The organism is Haloarchaeobius sp. FL176, from assembly GCF_024609245.1.
Taxonomy (GTDB): Archaea; Halobacteriota; Halobacteria; order Halobacteriales; family Natrialbaceae; genus Haloarchaeobius.
Genome location: NZ_JANJYH010000018.1, coordinates 1 through 17,600, shown reverse-complemented (window position 1 = coordinate 17,600; position 17,600 = coordinate 1). Strand labels below are relative to the sequence as shown.

Annotated in this window: 9 protein-coding genes and 2 pseudogenes; 7 read left to right on the top strand and 4 right to left on the bottom strand. The window is 54.5% G+C overall.

Annotated elements, in window-relative coordinates; genetic code table 11:
• Nucleotides 1-41: 41 nt before the first annotated feature.
• From NO978_RS19040 to NO978_RS19030, 3 genes and pseudogenes are all read left to right on the top strand, one after another.
• Nucleotides 42-1,270 (top strand): annotated as a pseudogene (locus NO978_RS19040) (AAA family ATPase).
• Entirely contained in the window at nucleotides 1,270-3,027 is a 1,758-nt protein-coding gene (locus NO978_RS19035) for an McrC family protein (protein ID WP_257301114.1), read from the top strand. Before NO978_RS19040 ends, NO978_RS19035 begins: the two are co-directional and overlap by 1 nt.
• A 58-nt stretch (nucleotides 3,028-3,085) precedes the next feature.
• A complete protein-coding gene (locus NO978_RS19030) occupies nucleotides 3,086-5,446 on the top strand; it encodes a hypothetical protein (protein WP_257301113.1) in 2,361 nt (786 codons plus the stop codon).
• A gap of 72 nt (nucleotides 5,447-5,518) precedes the next feature.
• Here the strand turns inward: NO978_RS19030 and NO978_RS19025 are convergent, their stop codons facing one another.
• The 3 genes from NO978_RS19025 to NO978_RS19015 all read right to left on the bottom strand — a co-directional run bounded on the left by NO978_RS19025 (nucleotide 5,519) and on the right by NO978_RS19015 (nucleotide 9,561).
• Nucleotides 5,519-5,902 (bottom strand): hypothetical protein, encoded by a 384-nt coding sequence (locus NO978_RS19025; RefSeq protein ID WP_257301112.1) that lies wholly within the window; start codon nucleotides 5,900-5,902, stop codon nucleotides 5,519-5,521.
• A 67-nt stretch (nucleotides 5,903-5,969) separates the two neighbouring features.
• The gene (locus NO978_RS19020; RefSeq protein ID WP_257301111.1) at nucleotides 5,970-6,506 is read right to left on the bottom strand and encodes a hypothetical protein; all 537 of its coding nucleotides are present in this window, start codon (nucleotides 6,504-6,506) and stop codon (nucleotides 5,970-5,972) included.
• Nucleotides 6,507-6,897: 391 nt separating this feature from the next.
• Entirely contained in the window at nucleotides 6,898-9,561 is a 2,664-nt protein-coding gene (locus tag NO978_RS19015) for a DUF1156 domain-containing protein (RefSeq protein WP_257301110.1), read from the bottom strand.
• A gap of 86 nt (nucleotides 9,562-9,647) precedes the next feature.
• On the opposite strand from NO978_RS19015, the gene NO978_RS19010 reads away from it, so the two are divergent.
• From NO978_RS19010 to NO978_RS19000, 3 genes are all read left to right on the top strand, one after another.
• Nucleotides 9,648-11,147: an AAA family ATPase gene (locus NO978_RS19010; RefSeq protein ID WP_257301109.1), complete on the top strand. Its 1,500-nt coding sequence runs from the start codon at nucleotides 9,648-9,650 to the stop codon at nucleotides 11,145-11,147.
• A gap of 50 nt (nucleotides 11,148-11,197) precedes the next feature.
• Complete coding sequence (locus tag NO978_RS19005) at nucleotides 11,198-13,036, top strand: DUF262 domain-containing protein (protein WP_257301108.1); 1,839 nt, start codon at nucleotides 11,198-11,200, stop codon at nucleotides 13,034-13,036.
• 83 nt (nucleotides 13,037-13,119) lie between these two features.
• Nucleotides 13,120-13,332 (top strand): hypothetical protein, encoded by a 213-nt coding sequence (locus NO978_RS19000; RefSeq protein WP_257301107.1) that lies wholly within the window; start codon nucleotides 13,120-13,122, stop codon nucleotides 13,330-13,332.
• A gap of 11 nt (nucleotides 13,333-13,343) precedes the next feature.
• Here the strand turns inward: NO978_RS19000 and NO978_RS18995 are convergent, their stop codons facing one another.
• Complete coding sequence (locus tag NO978_RS18995) at nucleotides 13,344-16,550, bottom strand: DUF499 domain-containing protein (protein WP_369684167.1); 3,207 nt, start codon at nucleotides 16,548-16,550, stop codon at nucleotides 13,344-13,346.
• Nucleotides 16,551-16,689: 139 nt separating this feature from the next.
• Between NO978_RS18995 and NO978_RS18990 the strand changes: the two are divergent.
• A pseudogene (locus NO978_RS18990) lies at nucleotides 16,690-17,475 on the top strand (SNF2-related protein); the annotation flags it as partial.
• Nucleotides 17,476-17,600 lie beyond the last annotated feature (125 nt).

The window sequence follows — 17,600 nt, the reverse complement described above, 5'->3', positions numbered from 1 at the left end:
TGAATGGGATTTTATATACTCCGGACTACCTGTATCCGATAATGAGTGACTCGTCGGACGACTACACACTTGAGGATGCGAAAGACGAGGTCGGAATTCTCCGCCGTGTTACCGACGACGTCGTCGAAGCAATCCAGAGCGCGGAGAACGAGAAGGTACTAGAGTTCCTGATTGAAGAGGAAAAACTCGACGTAATCCACGATGGAGAACGGGGACTGGGACAGGTTCGACGGGCCGTACTTGTGTCTCCATTGGCGTCAGATCGGCTCAAACGTATTGTGAGCCTCCGCGGCGACGAAACGCCCGAAGAGATCCTCGTCCCGAATGACGTGGAGCGCAACGCCAAAGTCGCACTCGAAACGGGCAAACCAGTCGTCCTGTATGGCCCGACCGGGACAGGGAAGACAACGTTTGCCAAGCAGCTCGCTCGTGAGACTGGAATCGGATACACCCTCAACACTGCCACTCCCTCATGGACGCCGTCGGACATCATCGGCGGCATCAGTCCGGACTACACCGGTGACTCGCTAAGCTACCGGACAAAACTCGGGTGCGTGTCCGAAGCCGTGCAGCGTGCCCGCCGGTTCGACGTCGAATACGGCGTCATCCTCGATGAAATCACGCGAGCAGACATCTCGAAAATCTTCGGCCCGCTGTACACCGCCATCGAGAACCCCCACCAGACCATCTTCGAGACCGACGAAGGTGAGACCATCGAGCTGGACGAACGGGTGAATATCATCTGTACGATGAACATGTCTGACCGGACGGTGAACGAACTCGATAACGCCATCACCCGCCGGTTCGCCATGATCGAGTTGGACGAGTACGAAGAAGACAAGCGCCGACAGCTGTTCAAAGACTGGATCACCACGCACGTTCCGACCACACCGACCTCGGAGAAAGCAAGATTCTCCGGCTATTCGAGCGTGACTACCAGGGTATCAATCACGGCCACGAATCGACGTCGCAAGGGTCGATCATGCGGTTCGGTCCGATGCACTACCGCGACGTCGCCATCTTCCTCGGCGTCGGCTGCCGGGAAGGGGGAGAGTACGAGTACGACCAGACCGATGCGGTCGGACAGGCGTTCCGGACCTACATCGTCCCGCGGCTCCTGAACGCCGCCGCATTCCCGCAGATTGAGCGAATCGCTGAGCATTACCGCGCGATGAACGGCGAGTTTGAGGAGTTCGATCTCGCGCCGGCGGCTGAACTCGCCGAACGAGAACTCGAACAGGAACGACGCCAGATGGGCTCCTACGAGTAATGAGCACCGTTGACGAAGTCTACGAATACGGGCAGGACACCTTCAACGTCCCCGAACGCGGGGAGATACGGATAGAAGGCTGTCCGTCGTCCATCGGGGACCAGCTTCGTCGCGCGTCATTTACACAGGAGAGTCCCGGTGTCTTCACGAAGAGCCAGGCAGCACTCGATGGTGAGCAGGAATACGAGGTTGTGACGGTCACAGTAGACGGCGACGAGAACGAGGTACTCCACGTTGAGGCGACGGACATCATCGGTGTCGTGAGCCTCACACCGTCATCGAAGGTTCAGGTCGATCCGAAAATCGACTGGGAACACATTTTCGACATGCTGCTGGCCGTCTACGATCAGAATCGGTCCATCGAATATCACGGGATTCCGCTGCAGGACTTCCTCTCCGACGACATCCACCTTGACGACGTGTTCGTGGTGCTGGCGATCAACTACCTGGATGGCTTGGAGACGATCCACCGGCAGGGTTACATCCGGGATCTGGTCATCCGACGACTCGACAGTCTCGATGGGCGGGGGGAAATCGACGTCGAACAAACGCTGTTGAACCACGGGCGCGGAACGTTGGAGCCACACTGGATCCGCAACGAGATCGAGTACGACAACGCCGCGAACTCGCTTCTCCACTTCGCTGGAAAGACGCTCCTTCGACTCTTCCGACAGAATTCTCACGAGAACGACCACCCTGCATACGATCGAATCTTCTCGGAAGTACACCGCGAGGTGGAGCGCCTGGAGAGTATGGGTGTCAGCAGCGGGTTGGACCGGATGGACGAGTATCGACGGCTCTCACTGAGCGACCTTCCGAAACAGCGACGGTACTACCAGAAGGCGTTCGACGTCGCCAAGGCGGTAATGTCGTCGTCGCTCGGCCAACAACTCCGTGATGGCCCACGAGAGCTGGTCGTGGACTACGTCCTGAACATGGAGTCGCTGTTCGAGCAGTACTCCCAGGTCGTCATCGAGCGCGAACTCTCGTACATCAAGTCCTACGACCATCTCGGCGACCTCGACGACGTGACACCCGTTCGGTCACCATCGGTTAACCCGTTCGAGGGTGAAGGGCAAATATACCACGAACCAGACCACGCGCTGCAGGAAGGTGATGAGACACTGGCTGTACTGGACTCGAAATACTACGCAGAAGGTCACGATCCCGTGAAAGAATCGCCGTCCAGATCACGGCTCTTCAGTTACGCGTATCTCCTCCACTCAGATCGGCTCGCATTCCTGTGTCCGCTTCTCGAACCGAAGCGACGGCGAGTTACCCAGACAGATGCCGAACTGCAGATCGTTTCGCCCGAGCAGGAGTTTACGTTGGGTGGGTATGGCGACGCCGTCCACGACTATCTGCACGACGTACTTGTCCGCAAGTCTGCTGAACTCGAAGCCTTCCGGGCTGTCGCGGAAAACCGACTGTGCCTTGACGGTGTCGAAGAGACGGATCTGACCGACTCGAAGTCGATGAGCGGTCCGTTCACGTTCAAGGATTCTCGGGATTTCTCCTTGCGTGTTCTCAAGGCTGCCGCCGACGAACACTCTTGGGAGGTCCGAAACCGGTACGATCTGGAGCAGGACGGTGACTGGACGCGGGAACAGATTGAAACGCGGTGTGAACAGCGTTACGAGCATACGACGACGTGCGTACCGGTGTTCTGTCGTGACCAGGGGCAAGAGTGGATCGACCTGTACTTCCTGGACGGCAGTGGTGGAGTCGAGAAAGAGGGTCCTTTGAAACTCCTCTAATTAGTAGTCCTGTCCGACAGTCTCTTTATACTTGGTTTCACATTACTCAGATAACCGAATGAGTAGCGAGATGACATCACATGACCCTCTCTCGAACGATGATGGGTTCTGGGGTCTACTGCTTGGGAAGAAATATGACAAAGTCCCGGAGTCAGAACGGACGCTTGAAAATCTCGTCTCGGAATTCTACGTTGGGCGTACGAAACGTATCGACACCCGGTTTGAGTCGATCGACGACCTAATCGCAGGATTAGAAGACCAATCGGCAGATCAGGCTCAACAAACTCTCCTCACAATCTGGGCAGAGGAAAAATGGGCTCAAAAGAGCAGCGGCAGCAACGGCTTTCAGGTGGAATCTAATTTCGAAGATGAGCTTCAACGACTCAAAGAGGAGGGGCTCTTCGTGGAGCAGTTGGCTAACAATTTCACATTGGTATGGCCGAGTAAGGAGGTCCGCGTAACCACTCGGGAAGATGATCGTGTCAGGAGCCGACTGTTTGAGCAAGCCCACCCACTGTTCGTACGGAAAGAGGATGGTAGTGAAGTAGAGGTACGGGGTGCAAAAAATCGAATCAAGAAGTTCTCAAAGACCTTCACAGACAGTGATGGGGTTGATAGAATAGAGAGATCACAAACGACTCAACCCGTTATTGATGGCCTTGCGTCCATCTTCAATGACGAGATTGAAGCGCTCACACTCACAGAGGTGGAGTTCCAACGAACGTATCTCCCTGATGGATCCTCACTTTCCCTCAGCAACCCTGCAGGAGTTCGTAACGACCTCAACTCGGAAGCTGTCTTTCAGGAACTGGTCGATCTACAAAGCCTCTCCGAACTCTCCCATCTCGAATTTAACCACAATAAGACTGGGAAGAAGGTTGAGTTGAAAGTAGAGCGTGAAGAGACTGGATTCTACTTCGAAATCCAAGACCGGTATCTTCCTGAGTCAGAAAAAGAGGCAATCCAATTACTGATCGAGGACAAACTGGGAATCTCGTTCGACAGCATCTATCCTTATGACGTCCAGTTACGTGATTCATACATTTTCCACCAGATTCTCACTGGCGCAGTTGACACTTATAATCGATATTTCGATGACCTGCCAGAGGAAGAACGGTCGCTCCTAAACAAATTTATCGAAGTGTCTGAAATTAATACGTTTGAGTGCTACCGGTGTCACGAAGTATATGAAGGAGAGGAACCGGATGAATGCGAGGAATGTGAAGGGGACAGCTTCAGAGATGAAATTCGACGAGAGGTTAGCGTTGACGATGAGGCAATCCATGAAGCAGCACTTGAGGCACTGAAAGAGACCGGTGACACGCTATCTGATAATGGAATTAATTTCTTAGACGTCACAATCGATGCGTATGAGACAAAAAACAACGACTACATCAGAACCACATTCCAAGAAGTGGCGAGTGCAGGAAAAGAAGCCAACACCCACCGATACGAGTATATCAACTACTGTCTCGGAAATGGTCGTCTTCCTCGACGCATCAATCAATACCTGCTAAACTCAGTTCTCATTGTTTACGGGAAAGCATATCTCAACGGACGAGAGCACTTTGGAACTATCAACCTACATGACCTGTTGATGACCGATTCCCCAGAAGACCTTCTTGTCTCAGCGATTCGTAACAGCAAGTCTCAGTTCAGGAATCGGATTATCGGGCGGGCTGATGATGCGTTTGAGCGTCTCCAAGACCTTCATCAGCGCGGTACAGCAGGCGAATTTGACGACCTATCACAGGAGGAACGGAAGGAACTGAAAGATGACTACGATTACAACGGGTTTGAACGGGACGTATTCTATCTCCTGAAGTTTATGTTCCTCTTCACTGAGCGGTGGGGCCGAGAAGGAGAAACAGAAACAGACGGCTGCCTCGTAATTCCGGAGGAGGATGGATACTTCATCGCAAGTTACGATCCAAAGCTCACCTACACTAAGAAGGGATACGACCTAGATGCCGGAGAGAAGAACAAAGCGGCATGGTACATGGTTACGGAAAACCTCGGCGGCGCTCTCTCAGTTTCGCTTTCAGACGACGAAAATCTGGATGCCCACCTCTTCGTCTCGAATAACTTCCGGGAAGGTCAATTCCCCCATGTCGCCTCTCGTGTTCAGGAGTGGTTCGAACAGAGTGAAGACGTTGAAAAAGGGGGAATCCCGGTTGCATTCCTCCCACTCGAATCCTTGTTGTCACTTTACGAAATCTTCGATCGGCATTACGATCCCATCATCGAATACCCCTCAGTGAAAGCTGCATTCAGAAGAGCGTTCACAGAGAAGGTCAAAAATGGAGAGGATGGATACTCTGTTGTTGATACAGACGCTTGCGACACCGTCGAAGAGCAAGTACTACAGGCATTGAGGGGGACTACCCGGAGTAGAACGCTCAAAGACCACACTGAATAGAGCTTGTTAGTCCCACATACTGTTCGAAACAAACCAATCAGACTGCATGTTGGTGATCTTCGCTGGTGAAGATTAAAACGGTGCGACGAGCCACTCACCGTCTTCCTTTCGTTCAAGCTGCGGGCCGAAAACCTGCTGGAGAGAGTGAAGTTCATCCTCGTACCGGAGATCGTACGTTTTGCCACTTCGGTGGAACGACCCTTCAAGGACGAACTGTACCGTCGGACTTTGGTACTCTAAATCGTTTGCGCGTCGGTCCATCTCATGAGCCAACTCATTAGCCAGGTCCTCCTCCGACAAGGCTTCTGAGAGACCAACAACACTCACACTATCCGGAACGTCGTCTTCTTTGAGTCGCTGTACAAACTCCTCTACAGGAATCTGATGCTCGAAGGTCTCATACGCACCTTCGATAACGAGATTGTAGCGTCCGGGTATTTGTCCGGGTCCTGCCATTACGCTTACAACGTCTCCGAAGGGACAAAAATGGATACGGTAGCGTGAACTCACTCGTGGTCAGCGATTAGTCCGAGGTAGTGAACTGTAACAAGGTGGACTGCGGTTCGTTCGTTCCTTGGTGGGTGGAGGCGTCCAGACAGTCAATTGTCGTCGAAGGAGTGATCTTGGGATCGAGATCCTGTAGAAGATGGTGGCCCTCCGACGAATCGATCGTTTCGAGGCACTCGCTACAGACCAATACGAGATAGTAGTCATGGAAGTCTATCTGCCGGTCGGCAGAATCGCCACACCAGTAACACTGTGGAGTTGCCTCCCGGAACCGCTCCAGGAGGCCTTCCGAGTCCATTACCTGGGTAAGGAGGGTGGACAGATTAGCGTGGTCCGACATATCAAGTCGGAGTGTCGAAACGGACTCCTCAATCACGGGCCGCAGATTTTCCAACCACGGTGCTATACTGTCCCTAGTCGGATCTGAACGTTGCTTGTCCATCTCTCTGGTCACCTGCCGGAGAAGGGTATCCCGTTCGTCCCGCGAGATCGAGAACGTGCAGTATGGTTGGATCGATCCCACGAGCAGAACCCGATGATCAGTGTCACTCATCGCAACTACCACTCTTTACGCGCGAGAAAACGGCTGATCGAGCGATTCGAGTCAGAAGGGGGACAGAGTCAATTCTTGACCACCTTCGCCGACGACCCGCCGTTTCGAGCTGTTGTTTTGCCCTCATCGTTCGGAATAGGTGAAATAACCAGGTGCGTAAAAACCTCTGCCCTGGGAACACCGTGATATCGCCCCAACAGAGCCTATACGGTCAATATCCATATTGAGGGCCCGGGACGCAGACTCACGGCACGACCATATCGCCGACTCGCCTTAGACAGGTTGTAGGAAGAAGGGTGCGGCAAGCAACAGAAGCACTCTCAGCGAGAGTCTCGAAATGGATTGTCGAAAATCCCCACCGAGCGTTGTCTTCGCGTTCTGCGTCGGGTTCCTATTCGCTGTAACTCGTGATGTCTCGATCCCCGAGGACGCGCGTGTAGGTGTCGTCGCCGGTCACGTCGGCGAGCCGCCCGGCGAGTTCGCGCAGGTCGTCATCGACGTCCCACTTTTCGACATAGTTCTGGACCGCCTGACCCTTCTCATAGCGATACCGCAGGAATTGGAGCTTGTCGAGGTTCGAGAGGTGCTCGCCGCCGTCGCCGTTGACGCGCTCCTGGATGTACGCCTGGCGCTTCTCGTTGTCCCACGTGCCGAGCTCGAAGCCGTCGTCCTGGTTGTATAGGTGCGTCTCTTTCAGGTCCTCCGGCGTGGCATTCGTCCCACGGCAAAGCTTGTTAACGTCGTCGAACGATGGGTTCGACGTATCGAGCAGATCGATGAACACGTCTTCGACACCGATGTCGCTGGCTTCCTGGATGATGCCGTAGATCTCCTGGACGACCTCCTTAGCGGACATGATCTCGCCGTCCCGCTGTACCTTTCCGTGGTGCTTGGAGTACTCGCGGAAACACGCACCCATCTCCATCACGCCGATGTCACCACGGGAGAGGTCGCGGTTCTCTTCAAGTTGCTGGCGGGTCCGTCGGGCCGTGCGGTAGATGTCCCGGCGGAGGGAGTTCCACGAGGCAGCTTCGGTGTCGTCGATGGGGCGGGCGACGACGACGATGTCGAACGAGACGGCCTCCCCGCCGATGAATTTGTTAATGTCCGCAGTAATCGGATAGGTCGCTGTCACCTCGAACCCGACGTTGCAAAGGGATTCGAGAAGTTCACCCCAGGATTCAGAATCACTGTGATGGTATGTGAATGTGAGAGATCCGTCATCTTTGAGTGCGCGCTTGATGACGGCGAATGATTCTCCAAGTTCGGATTCAAAATCTTCTGCTGTCTTTCCTAAGTACGGATTCGTGACGATGGACTCCGCGCGCGGTGTTTTATCTTTATCAAACCCGGGGCATCGATCTTCGAGAAGAATTTTTTGCCAGACATAGAAGTAATCTGCAACCTCAGAGTACATAATATTATCGTAATATGGGGGGTCCGTAATGACTGCATCATACTCATCTTCTGCCGAAATGGACCTAGCGTCACCTTGGTGTATTTCGAAGGTTTCCCCAACTGGCTGCGAAAACGGTTCTGTTTCTACCGTTTCGCCATTCTCAACATATCGCTCTGTGGGTGCTGAAGCATACTCAACGCCGGAAATGACAAGGTCCCAAATAGACTCAAAAGTCCCTCTGCCAAATTTCGCTCCCCAAACATTGCCCTCACAAGGCGATTGAGGGGGATCAAACGAATTTGACTTGAATATATTCACAATTTTATTATAAGAGTAGTCATATCCAACCATCATGTTGTTGGTTCTCAGTATCCCGCTAACAGCCATCAGGAGGAAATCCTGGCTATTCTCACCTTCCACGTCATCGACCGCCTTCATTAATTTCGACAGACAAAGTAGCTGACGCTCGTTATACATGTCTGACCAATGAGAATATCCGTGATCGAAAACTGGGTTCCTCTCGGAGGTCATATGCCCCGGTGGGATTTCCTCATTCGGGACGTACTCATGGAGGTCTTCGCTCTCTTCCCACTCCCGCCCGGCCTCCCGGTATAAGTCCTGGTCAAAGTCTTCTGCGCGCTTGTACCCCTTGTGCGCAGATTTCGATTTGCCAGCATCGTCGCACTCTTCACAGTAGTATTCCAACGCGTAAAGCCGCAGATCGTATCCTCCTTGCTCCTGAATCGCGTCTGTAATTGCGTACTTTTGACCACAGTCGGGACAGTTGTATTTGCCGCCACGCGAGACATTCCCTTCCTTTGGAACGAACCCGTGTCCACAGTCGTTACAGACACTCTCCGACTGCCAGTCGTCCACCAGCGTCACCGCTCCACAGTCCGGACAGAGGACGTTGTACTTATCGTCGTTCTCATAGCGACCCTTGGCGACCCGGTAGTCTTTGAACAACGGAACCGTATGCCCGCAGGAGACGCAGTCTAACTCCTTAACCCAGAAGTTGTACATCACGTCAGCGTGGTGGTCGCCATTCGGACAGGGTGTCTTGTAGTACTGCGTGATCTCGTTGGCGACATCCTCCTTCACCTGTTCGAAAGCCTCTTCGAGTTCTTCGACATCAGTCTGCCCAGCTTCGAGTTCCTTCTTCGTGACGAACCACGCGACAGGGTTCAGGTCATTACCGACGACCTCAGCGCCGAAACGCGACGCCTCGACGAGCGACGTGCCACCACCCATGAACGGGTCGAGGATCTTCTTGTCCTCGACGCGGACGTCCTTCGAGTAGAGCTCCCAGAGGCTCTCCGGGTCGGTTATGTCTACACGTTCGAGTAACGAGGCAACGTCAAGGTCTGACTCTGCATCAGCGTCCTCTCCCCAACCAGCGAGTGTGCCCCCCTCGTGACCGGGTTCGAACACCGAGACTTTCTCTGGGTCGTCAAGCAGTGTGTAAAGAGAGATGGCACGGAAGACGCAGCCCAGGCGGCGAGCCCACCACTTGTGCATCGTGTAGATCGGGCGGTAGTACATCTTTGCCCGGCCTTCCTTCTCTGCAATCTCGTTTATTCGCTCAATAGGAAATCCCTTCTCGATTGGGAGGGTTTGACGCTCTGTGATCTGCTTCCCTCCAGAGCTATCGGTCATATAAGTATAAGCCACAATCTGACCGCATAAGGATTCGGGTGTCTCGACAACAATTATACCACAACGTTCTGAAGCCTATTGTAACTGTGTCAAACGCTGTCCCCTTCGTCAATCGCAAAGAAGAGCTGGGCAAGCTACGAAGCAGCTTACAAACCGATACGGGGGACTTCCATGTTCTGGTCGGTCCAAGTGGATCTGGCAAGTCGGCACTCTTGGACCAATTCCAGGTGCAGTGTGAGGAAGACGGAGTCCGTACTGTTCGTCACGATATCGGCGAACCGAAATCGGAAGCTGCGTTCATTTATCGGTTGTTAGAAAAATGGAATCAGGAATTACCAAGTTCGAAGTGGGATTCAATCAAAGAACGTGTTAAGAGCACAAATACGGAACCGTTGGTTCAAGCTGCCAAGTTTGCTGACCCTGCCGTAGGTACAGGTGCTCGAATGATCAATGCAGCCCTGTCTGGAGCAGTAGAAGACGAAAGTCTGGGCAATGCTACCGACGAAGTGGATTTTCTTATTAATGTGCTTGAAGCCGGCCCAGATGAGAGAATCGTTGTTATAATTGATCAGTTTGATGAGCGCCGTTTGTCTAAACCTGTGTCACAAGACCTTGGTCGGGCATTTAGAGAGATTGCGAGAAAGTCACCTACGAACATCGTCTGGTGCATCGGATCAGATCACGAATTTGATGGGTATGAAGATCGGATTACTCGTCTGCAAGTTGGCCCGCTGGATAGTGGAGCGATAGAGCAACTCCTTGACAAAACAGGCACTGACTTTGGAGAAGCTGAGACTGACGGCGGTCACGCTGAAAACACCGCCAGCTTTGTAACCGAAATAACGAACTTCGAAGGTCCAAATCTGACTAAGGAAGGCCTGGTTGACGAAATAAAAACAAGAACAAAGGGACATCCGTTTATGCTCGCTCTGTTTTTACAAACGGTTCGTGATGAGGACATATCCTATGCGATTCGGGATCTGCCAATGAGCCAACAGAGGGTCCGAGATTATCTTGAAGACCGGTTGCTGGATCGGTTGGAACCTCAGGAAGAGGATCTAATGCGGGACGTTTGTGTTTTGGAACAATTCGACGCGAAGTTGGCGGCTCACTTATCGGGGAATACGGTCGCAGAAGCGAGACAGATTCTGACAAATCTGAAGGAGCGATCCATTATCAGAGAAGTGGAGAGTATCACGGATACACAGACATTCAGAACCCATGACCTAATTCGTGAATATCTCCAAGGTGATATCATGGGTGCCAGGGAACGTCAGAGCCGATACATTGCGATTGCAGTGTTCTCTTCAAGATTGTATGATCTATCAACACAAAATACAGAGGAGCAGATCTCGGGATCCAAAATAGAGTCCCTGCGGGAAAATATCAAACTCCACTTTGAGAAGGTCCTTGACCGTAAAGAAGCGGAATCAGTGGTAAGTTCGGTGTATTCTGCTTGTGAAGGCTTGAACTACATTCAACGAACGGACGTAGAGGACGGGCTCCGATACTGTTACTCGATCCAGGATTCAGTGTCCATACCCAGCGTAGTAGAAGAGATGCGATTGCAGAGTGACTCGCAGTAGCAACGTCTGGGAATCCTTTTTATGTCCTTCACCGGAACCTTCCGCTATCAATGAAGGCGGACACGCTCGATCTAAAGGATATCTTCCGGAAGGACACTCGGTACGTCGTTCCACGATTCCAGCGGCCGTACGTATGGAAGGAGGAGGAACACTGGCAGCCCCTATGGGAAGACCTCCAACTCGTTGTGAACGAGTTGATGGATCGGCAGGCAGATGCGGATACCGATATCGAACGACAGGAGGCTCAACAGGACACCTCTCCACATTTCTTGGGTGCCATCGTCCTCGACCAGCAATCGACGCCGACGCAGAAGCTGGAGACACGTGAGATCATCGACGGGCAACAGCGGCTGATCACGCTCCAAGTCTTGTTGTCGGCTACACATTCCGTAGCGAAGGACTTCGAAGACGACGGGTCGGCGTCCTTGGTCGAGAAGCTGATGTACAACGACAAGGATCTCACAAGGATGGAGACAGATCGGCTGAAGGTCTGGCCCATTGAAGCCGATCAAGACGCGTTCATCGACGTCATGACGCTCTCTGATCCGGAGTCCGAGCACACCGAACTTGACGGCGGCGACAACTTGGAAGAGTGCTTCCGCTACTTCAGAGACGAAATCCGGGAGTGGGCAGAATCCGGGGACGAATCCAGCGAGGAGCATCTCGATGCGCTCGTCACGACGATGTGGCACCTGCTCCGCGTAGTCGTCATCGACCTCGAATCTAACGACGACGCACAGGTGATCTTCGAGACGCTGAACGCTCGCGGGACGCCATTACTCGCCGCCGACCTAATCAAGAACTACCTCTTCCGGGAAGCATCCGTTCAGCACAACGACCCTGGCGACCTCCACGACAAGTACTGGAAGCAGTTCGACGAAGATGAGTGGCGTGTCGATGTCTCGCAAGGACGGCTCGACCGCCCGAAGATAGACGTCTTCATCATGCACTGGCTCACGATGGAGATGAGCCAGCAGGTCCGTGCGAAGAAGCTCTTCCCCGCGTTCCGGAAGTACCTCGATAGAACCGACAACTCTGTCGAAGAGATCGTAACGGACATCGACTACTACGCGTCCATCTACGAAACGATCTCTGAACCCGACCGTGGGTCTCGGGAGGGGATCTTCTTCCACCGGCTGGACATCCTCGATACCACGACACCGTACCCGGTTCTCCTCTGGATCTTCGGCCACGAGGACATCCCGAACGAACAGCGGGTGAAAGCCGTCGAAGCAATCGAGAGCTGGCTGATGCGTCGGATGCTCTCCCGACTAACGTCGAAGAACTACAACAAGATCTTCATCGAACTGCTGGACGAGCTCAAAGAGGGGGACAACAAGCACGTCGGTGACGTCATCGTCGAATTCTTCCGGAGCAAAGAGGGTGAGAGCGATTACTGGCCCGGAGACGAGAAGCTGGTAGACTCGATGGTGAACATGGAGTACTGGGCCGTCATCAACCAGCGACGCCTCAAAATGGTGTTCGCGGCTATCGAACGCGAGTTGCGTAACACTGGGTACAGCGAGACAGTTGAGTTCACGCAGGATCTGGAGATTGAGCACATCCTTCCGCAGAAGTGGTCCACCCACTGGTCACTCCCAGGAGACCGCCCAGCCGAAGTCGAACGGATGGAGCGTGACGATGCAAAGGACCGAATCGGGAACCTGACAATCCTCACCGACAAGCTGAACCCCTCGATTTCGAATGCAGCGTGGGACGATAAACGAGAGGCGATTCAGGAGCATACTGTCCTGCGGCTGAACAAGCACTTGGTAACAGACTGGCCCGACGAATGGAACGAGGACACGATTGCCGAGCGTGGTGAGTGGCTCGCAAAGCAAGCAAGTGAAGTCTGGCCTGAACCCGACTCAGAGTACTGGGACAGATAGAGTCGCACCAATACCGTTCCACGTCGATTATCGAGTTGGGAGACAATCGAACAGGCTATTCAGCATGCGGGGGATTGTTGGGTATGACGGATTTGCTGGAAGTGCGAGAAGACGGAGATTTCGTAATTTCTGGAACAGTAAGCCGAGATGAGCTTGAAGCGGAACTGACACCGCTGAACCCACGCAGTTTGTTCGATAGACGACTGAAGGCTGTGCTGAGAGATATGCTGGATAAGGCGGACAGCGACGAGATACTCGTTGAAGCCTTAGTCAGAAACGCGGACGCCGACCAGTAGGAGAAGAGAGTCTACTTCTGGAAGGTGATCTCGATCTTCAGACTTGACGCCTCATCGGGCATCCGCTCGAACAGATCCTGCACCTTCGTGTAGTCCTGTCCAGATCGCAGCGTCAGGCTGACTTGCGTCCGTTCGACATCGGCGGTTCCCTGAAGAGCGCCGGGAACACCCTCGCGGTCGGGCAACATGAACGTGACGTCGCCGTAATCGACACTTCCGGTCTGGTGGTTGTTCCGCCACTTACTCCGCATCGCGGCGACGTCGTCGCCGTTGTACTCGAAGCGCCACGTGGGGATCTCCGTGTCGGCTTTTCGGAACGGGTATCCCGGAACCCAGTCGGAGGCTTTCTCCGAGCCGGTCGTGTTGACGACGTACTCGGGTTCTTCGTCCTTCCCGATGTTCTCCAGTAGGTACGTCCGAACCATGTACTCGGTAACACTGCTGTCGAACCGGTCCGTGACCTTGTTCACCGTGAACTGGTCGCCCGGTTCTAGGTCCTCGATGTACTCCAGGATCTGGTCGCCGATCCGTTCGGGAACGGTCGGGACGATCTTCACCGTCGTCGGGTCGCGGTCGCCGAGCGATCCAAGATACCGACCACCGGCTTCCAAGACGTAGTCGTCTACGAGGAATTCGTTGACTGCCTCGCGGGCGACGGACTCGGTCTCGTCCGGCGGGAGGAACACCGACTCCTCGGCACGAACCTCGCCGATGATCGTGTCGAGGTTCGCGTAGCCGTCGTCGTTGATGTGCGTCTCGATGCGATCTACGAGGGACGACGCACCGACGACCTCCGCGCCGCCGACGTCGCGGACCGTCGCGTCGGACTGTGGTTTATCGAGGATCTCGTTCCCTTTGACGATGACGTACTGTTCCTCACGAGCGAGCCGACCGATGGCCCGCATCACGACGTCGTGGCTGTCGCCGTCGATCCAGATCTCGCCGTCTTCGACGAGTTCCAGTTCGAGGTCACCGATATCGAGCGCGGTCGTTCCGCTCCCGAACCGCTGACGCAGTTCCTGTTCGACGTCATCGACGCCCCAGACGTCCACATCGTCTTGCTGGACGAGGACGGTGTCCAGCGAGCTTCCGGAGAGATCATCGCGGAACCCGCCAGTGTCACGGGCGAGCACCGGTTTGTCCGAGAGCGCTTCGACGGTTGCATTCAGCACGTCGTTCGCACTACCGGGGATCGGAAGCTCCGGATCGCGGAGGAACTGCTCGTAGATATCCTCGACCGAAATCTCACCGCGCCGCTCCAAGAGATCCTCGGCGATGTCCCAGACGTCTGACTGGAGGTCGAACGGATCAGCAGATGCCGAATCCGCGATGTTCGAGGCGTCCAGCTCGGCCTCGTCGTGAACGTACACGTCAAGTTCCATCGGCGTCATCTGTCTCCAGTCGTTGAGCAGGTCGTTCCCGTCAAGCACCTCACCGTACAGGAGTTGGAGTTCTTCACGGAGTTCGTTCTCTTCCTGCTCCCGCATTCCCTGAATCGACGTGCGAATCTCGTCATCGAGGGATTCGTCAGCGAGTACCTGCCGTGCGCCCTCGATGTACCGCGCCTTGTCGATGTACCGTGTCCCCGACTCGATGGCCTTGTCGCCAGAGGGCTGGACGAACACGAGGGTGTTACGCCACTCGCGGCCACGACCGTCGTTCGTGATGACTTTCTCAACCTCCTCGTTCGTCCACTGGTCGTCCTTCACGACGACCTTGACCTCACGGTCGTCCGGGATGTCCCGCATGTCGTTCGTCCGGAACCCTACCGGATGCGCGTTCGATCCGAAGATATCGGTGATGAAGTCCGCGACCTCAGCCTTCGCCGATGTCTCGGAGACGTCTACGGCTGCATTTCGGATGAGTGCGTTCGGGTTCTGCCGGTCGCGGATCGCGTACTTCCCGTTCAGTTTGTGGAGATGCCACGCGACACCGTGGAGACGTTCGAGATTGAGGACAACGTCGGAGACGAGATCCCCTGTCTGGTAGGCACCCATAACAATTTCCGAAACATCTGCTCCCTCACCCTCGCTGGGCTTCAGCGAGTACAACAGGATCGTGTTCAGGATACGACGACCGTGAGGCACTTCCTCTGTGTCGATTCGGCTTTTGATGTCACCAGTTGCAGCGTTCAGTCGCTCGTAGTTGATCTTCGCCAGTTCGTCCTCGAACTCGATGGCATCAATATCTCCGTGAGTAATCAGATCCGTCTGGTCCTGCATCTCCAGGAGAACCTTCGAGAAGAGGTAGATCATCCCTCGCGTGTTCTGGTTATCCTCGTCCGCGTAGTACCGCGTCTCAAGCGCATCCAGAAGCACAGGGTGGAACGGATACAGATCGTGCATCTCCGACAGCAGATCATCGGGAATGGAGACGTGATCAGATTGGTCGTAGGCATCGAAGTACCCGTTGACGATCTCCCGGGCAGCGTTCTCGTTAACCGAATCGATCAGGCGGTGACGTAGAACCTCGCGTTTGTCCACCTGGTTGTTCATGTTGACCTCGACCGCCTGTTCCCGGTTCAGGATGTCGTGGACCTCGGAGCCTTCACGGAGGACAGAGACGATGGTGTAGAGTTCGAGATCGGAGAGTGCCGTCGATTCGAGAAGGGACTGGAGGAAGGCTTTGTTCGCACTCTTACGGTCGCCCTGGAGTGTATCGAACCAGTCCTCAAGTTCGTCCACGAAGAACGCGACCGTATCGTCGCCGACGGCTTCCTGAATCGTCTGCATATCGGGATACCCTCCCGAACTGTACGTTCCAGGATCGTAATCGAGTGCCTCGAAAAACGGTTCCCACAGATACTCGTACTGCTCGTTCTGCATGGCGACCGTAATCGGCGTCGCCGATTCAGGGAGTGCTGCGTCGAACCCTTCGACCGAGTCGCTTGCCCAGTGGCCTGCTGCGTCGGGGTCGTCGAAGCAGTGGTACAGCGCGACCATCTGGTGGGACTTCCCACTGCCGTACGGCCCGTATAGGATGTGCGTCCCGCGCGGGTCATCGCCTGTGAGCGAATCGCGGAGAATGGAGAGTGCTTCACGGAGCCCCTGGGTCATCAGGGTTCGCTCGAAGAAGAGTTCCGCGTCTGACTCGAACTCGTCATCGTCATCCACGTTGTAGAGCTTTACCTGGCCGTCGATTTGCCCCTCTTCTCGAAGCTCACGGCTGAGTGTTACCGTGTCTTTGAGGGTATCCGACAAGGATCCTGACTGTGCCATCTTGATACTTAAACACACCTCTTGGACACCCAATAAACACTATGGTCTTTCGAATCCCCCTCTCGCGGCCAAGCAGACGGACCGTCTCGTGTTTTCCGGTCACCAAACGTATTTGACGCGAACATGTCTCTACGAAACCATGGGAAGCTACGACCTCGTTGATGTTGAGGTCACACACGAGTCTGCGGACGATATTCTCGATTCATTGTCTGGAGCTGGTGCAGAGGAGGATCATTTACAAACCATCCAAGCTGTTCGTCTCCAAGCGGGCCAGCCGGACTCCGAACTTCGCTCGCTGAAAGAGTTGGACGAAAACTCTGTCAAGCTACTCGAACATCAGGTGGATGCTGCCTATCGGGCCCTTTTCGAGATGGATGGGAAAGCCCTTCTCGCGGATGAAGTTGGGCTTGGGAAGACCATCGAGGTCGGGATGATTCTCAAGGAGATGCATTTCAGGGAGACAGATGAGTCCGTCCTCATTCTTACGCCTGCACAACTGGCGAAACAGTGGCAGGCCGAACTCCGTGAGAAGTTCGGGCTCGACTTCGTCTGCAACTACGACGACAAGTTCGAAGACTTCGACGCCCACGACTACATCATCGCAAGTATCGACACGGCGAAGAGCGAGCGACACCGTCAGACCGTCCTCAACCACGACTGGGACGTTCTGGTCCTCGACGAAGCCCACTACGTCAAAAACGAGGAGACGGACCGCTACGACCTGATTGACCGGCTCTCCTACAACTACGCGTTCTTCCTCACGGCGACGCCGATTCAGAACGAGCTGACCGACCTCTACAACGTCGTCTCGCTACTTCGACCCGGACTGTTCGGCACACGCGATGTCTTCCACCAGTACTTCGTCAACAGCAATCAGGAGACGCTGGTGAATCGAGACGAACTACAGGACCGCCTAAACAAGGTGTATGTGTTTACCCCGAGGTCTCGACAGCCGGCACAGCGTGAGCCCGTGAGATCATATCATTGCTGCTGACGACTCGACGAAGCTCTTCGTATGGATTGCGTCCCTGCTGGCGCCACGTCGCCAGC

What these genes read in the sequence shown, in the direction of transcription:
- NO978_RS19000 (WP_257301107.1), top strand. Translation starts at nt 13,120, where the DNA reads ATGACGGATTTGCTGGAAGTGCGAGAAGACGGAGATTTCGTAATTTCT.
- NO978_RS19015 (WP_257301110.1), bottom strand. Translation starts at nt 9,561, where the DNA reads ATGACCGATAGCTCTGGAGGGAAGCAGATCACAGAGCGTCAAACCCTC.
- NO978_RS18995 (WP_369684167.1), bottom strand. Translation starts at nt 16,550, where the DNA reads ATGGCACAGTCAGGATCCTTGTCGGATACCCTCAAAGACACGGTAACA.
- NO978_RS19020 (WP_257301111.1), bottom strand. Translation starts at nt 6,506, where the DNA reads ATGAGTGACACTGATCATCGGGTTCTGCTCGTGGGATCGATCCAACCA.
- NO978_RS19035 (WP_257301114.1), top strand. Translation starts at nt 1,270, where the DNA reads ATGAGCACCGTTGACGAAGTCTACGAATACGGGCAGGACACCTTCAAC.
- NO978_RS19005 (WP_257301108.1), top strand. Translation starts at nt 11,198, where the DNA reads ATGAAGGCGGACACGCTCGATCTAAAGGATATCTTCCGGAAGGACACT.
- NO978_RS19025 (WP_257301112.1), bottom strand. Translation starts at nt 5,902, where the DNA reads ATGGCAGGACCCGGACAAATACCCGGACGCTACAATCTCGTTATCGAA.
- NO978_RS19030 (WP_257301113.1), top strand. Translation starts at nt 3,086, where the DNA reads ATGAGTAGCGAGATGACATCACATGACCCTCTCTCGAACGATGATGGG.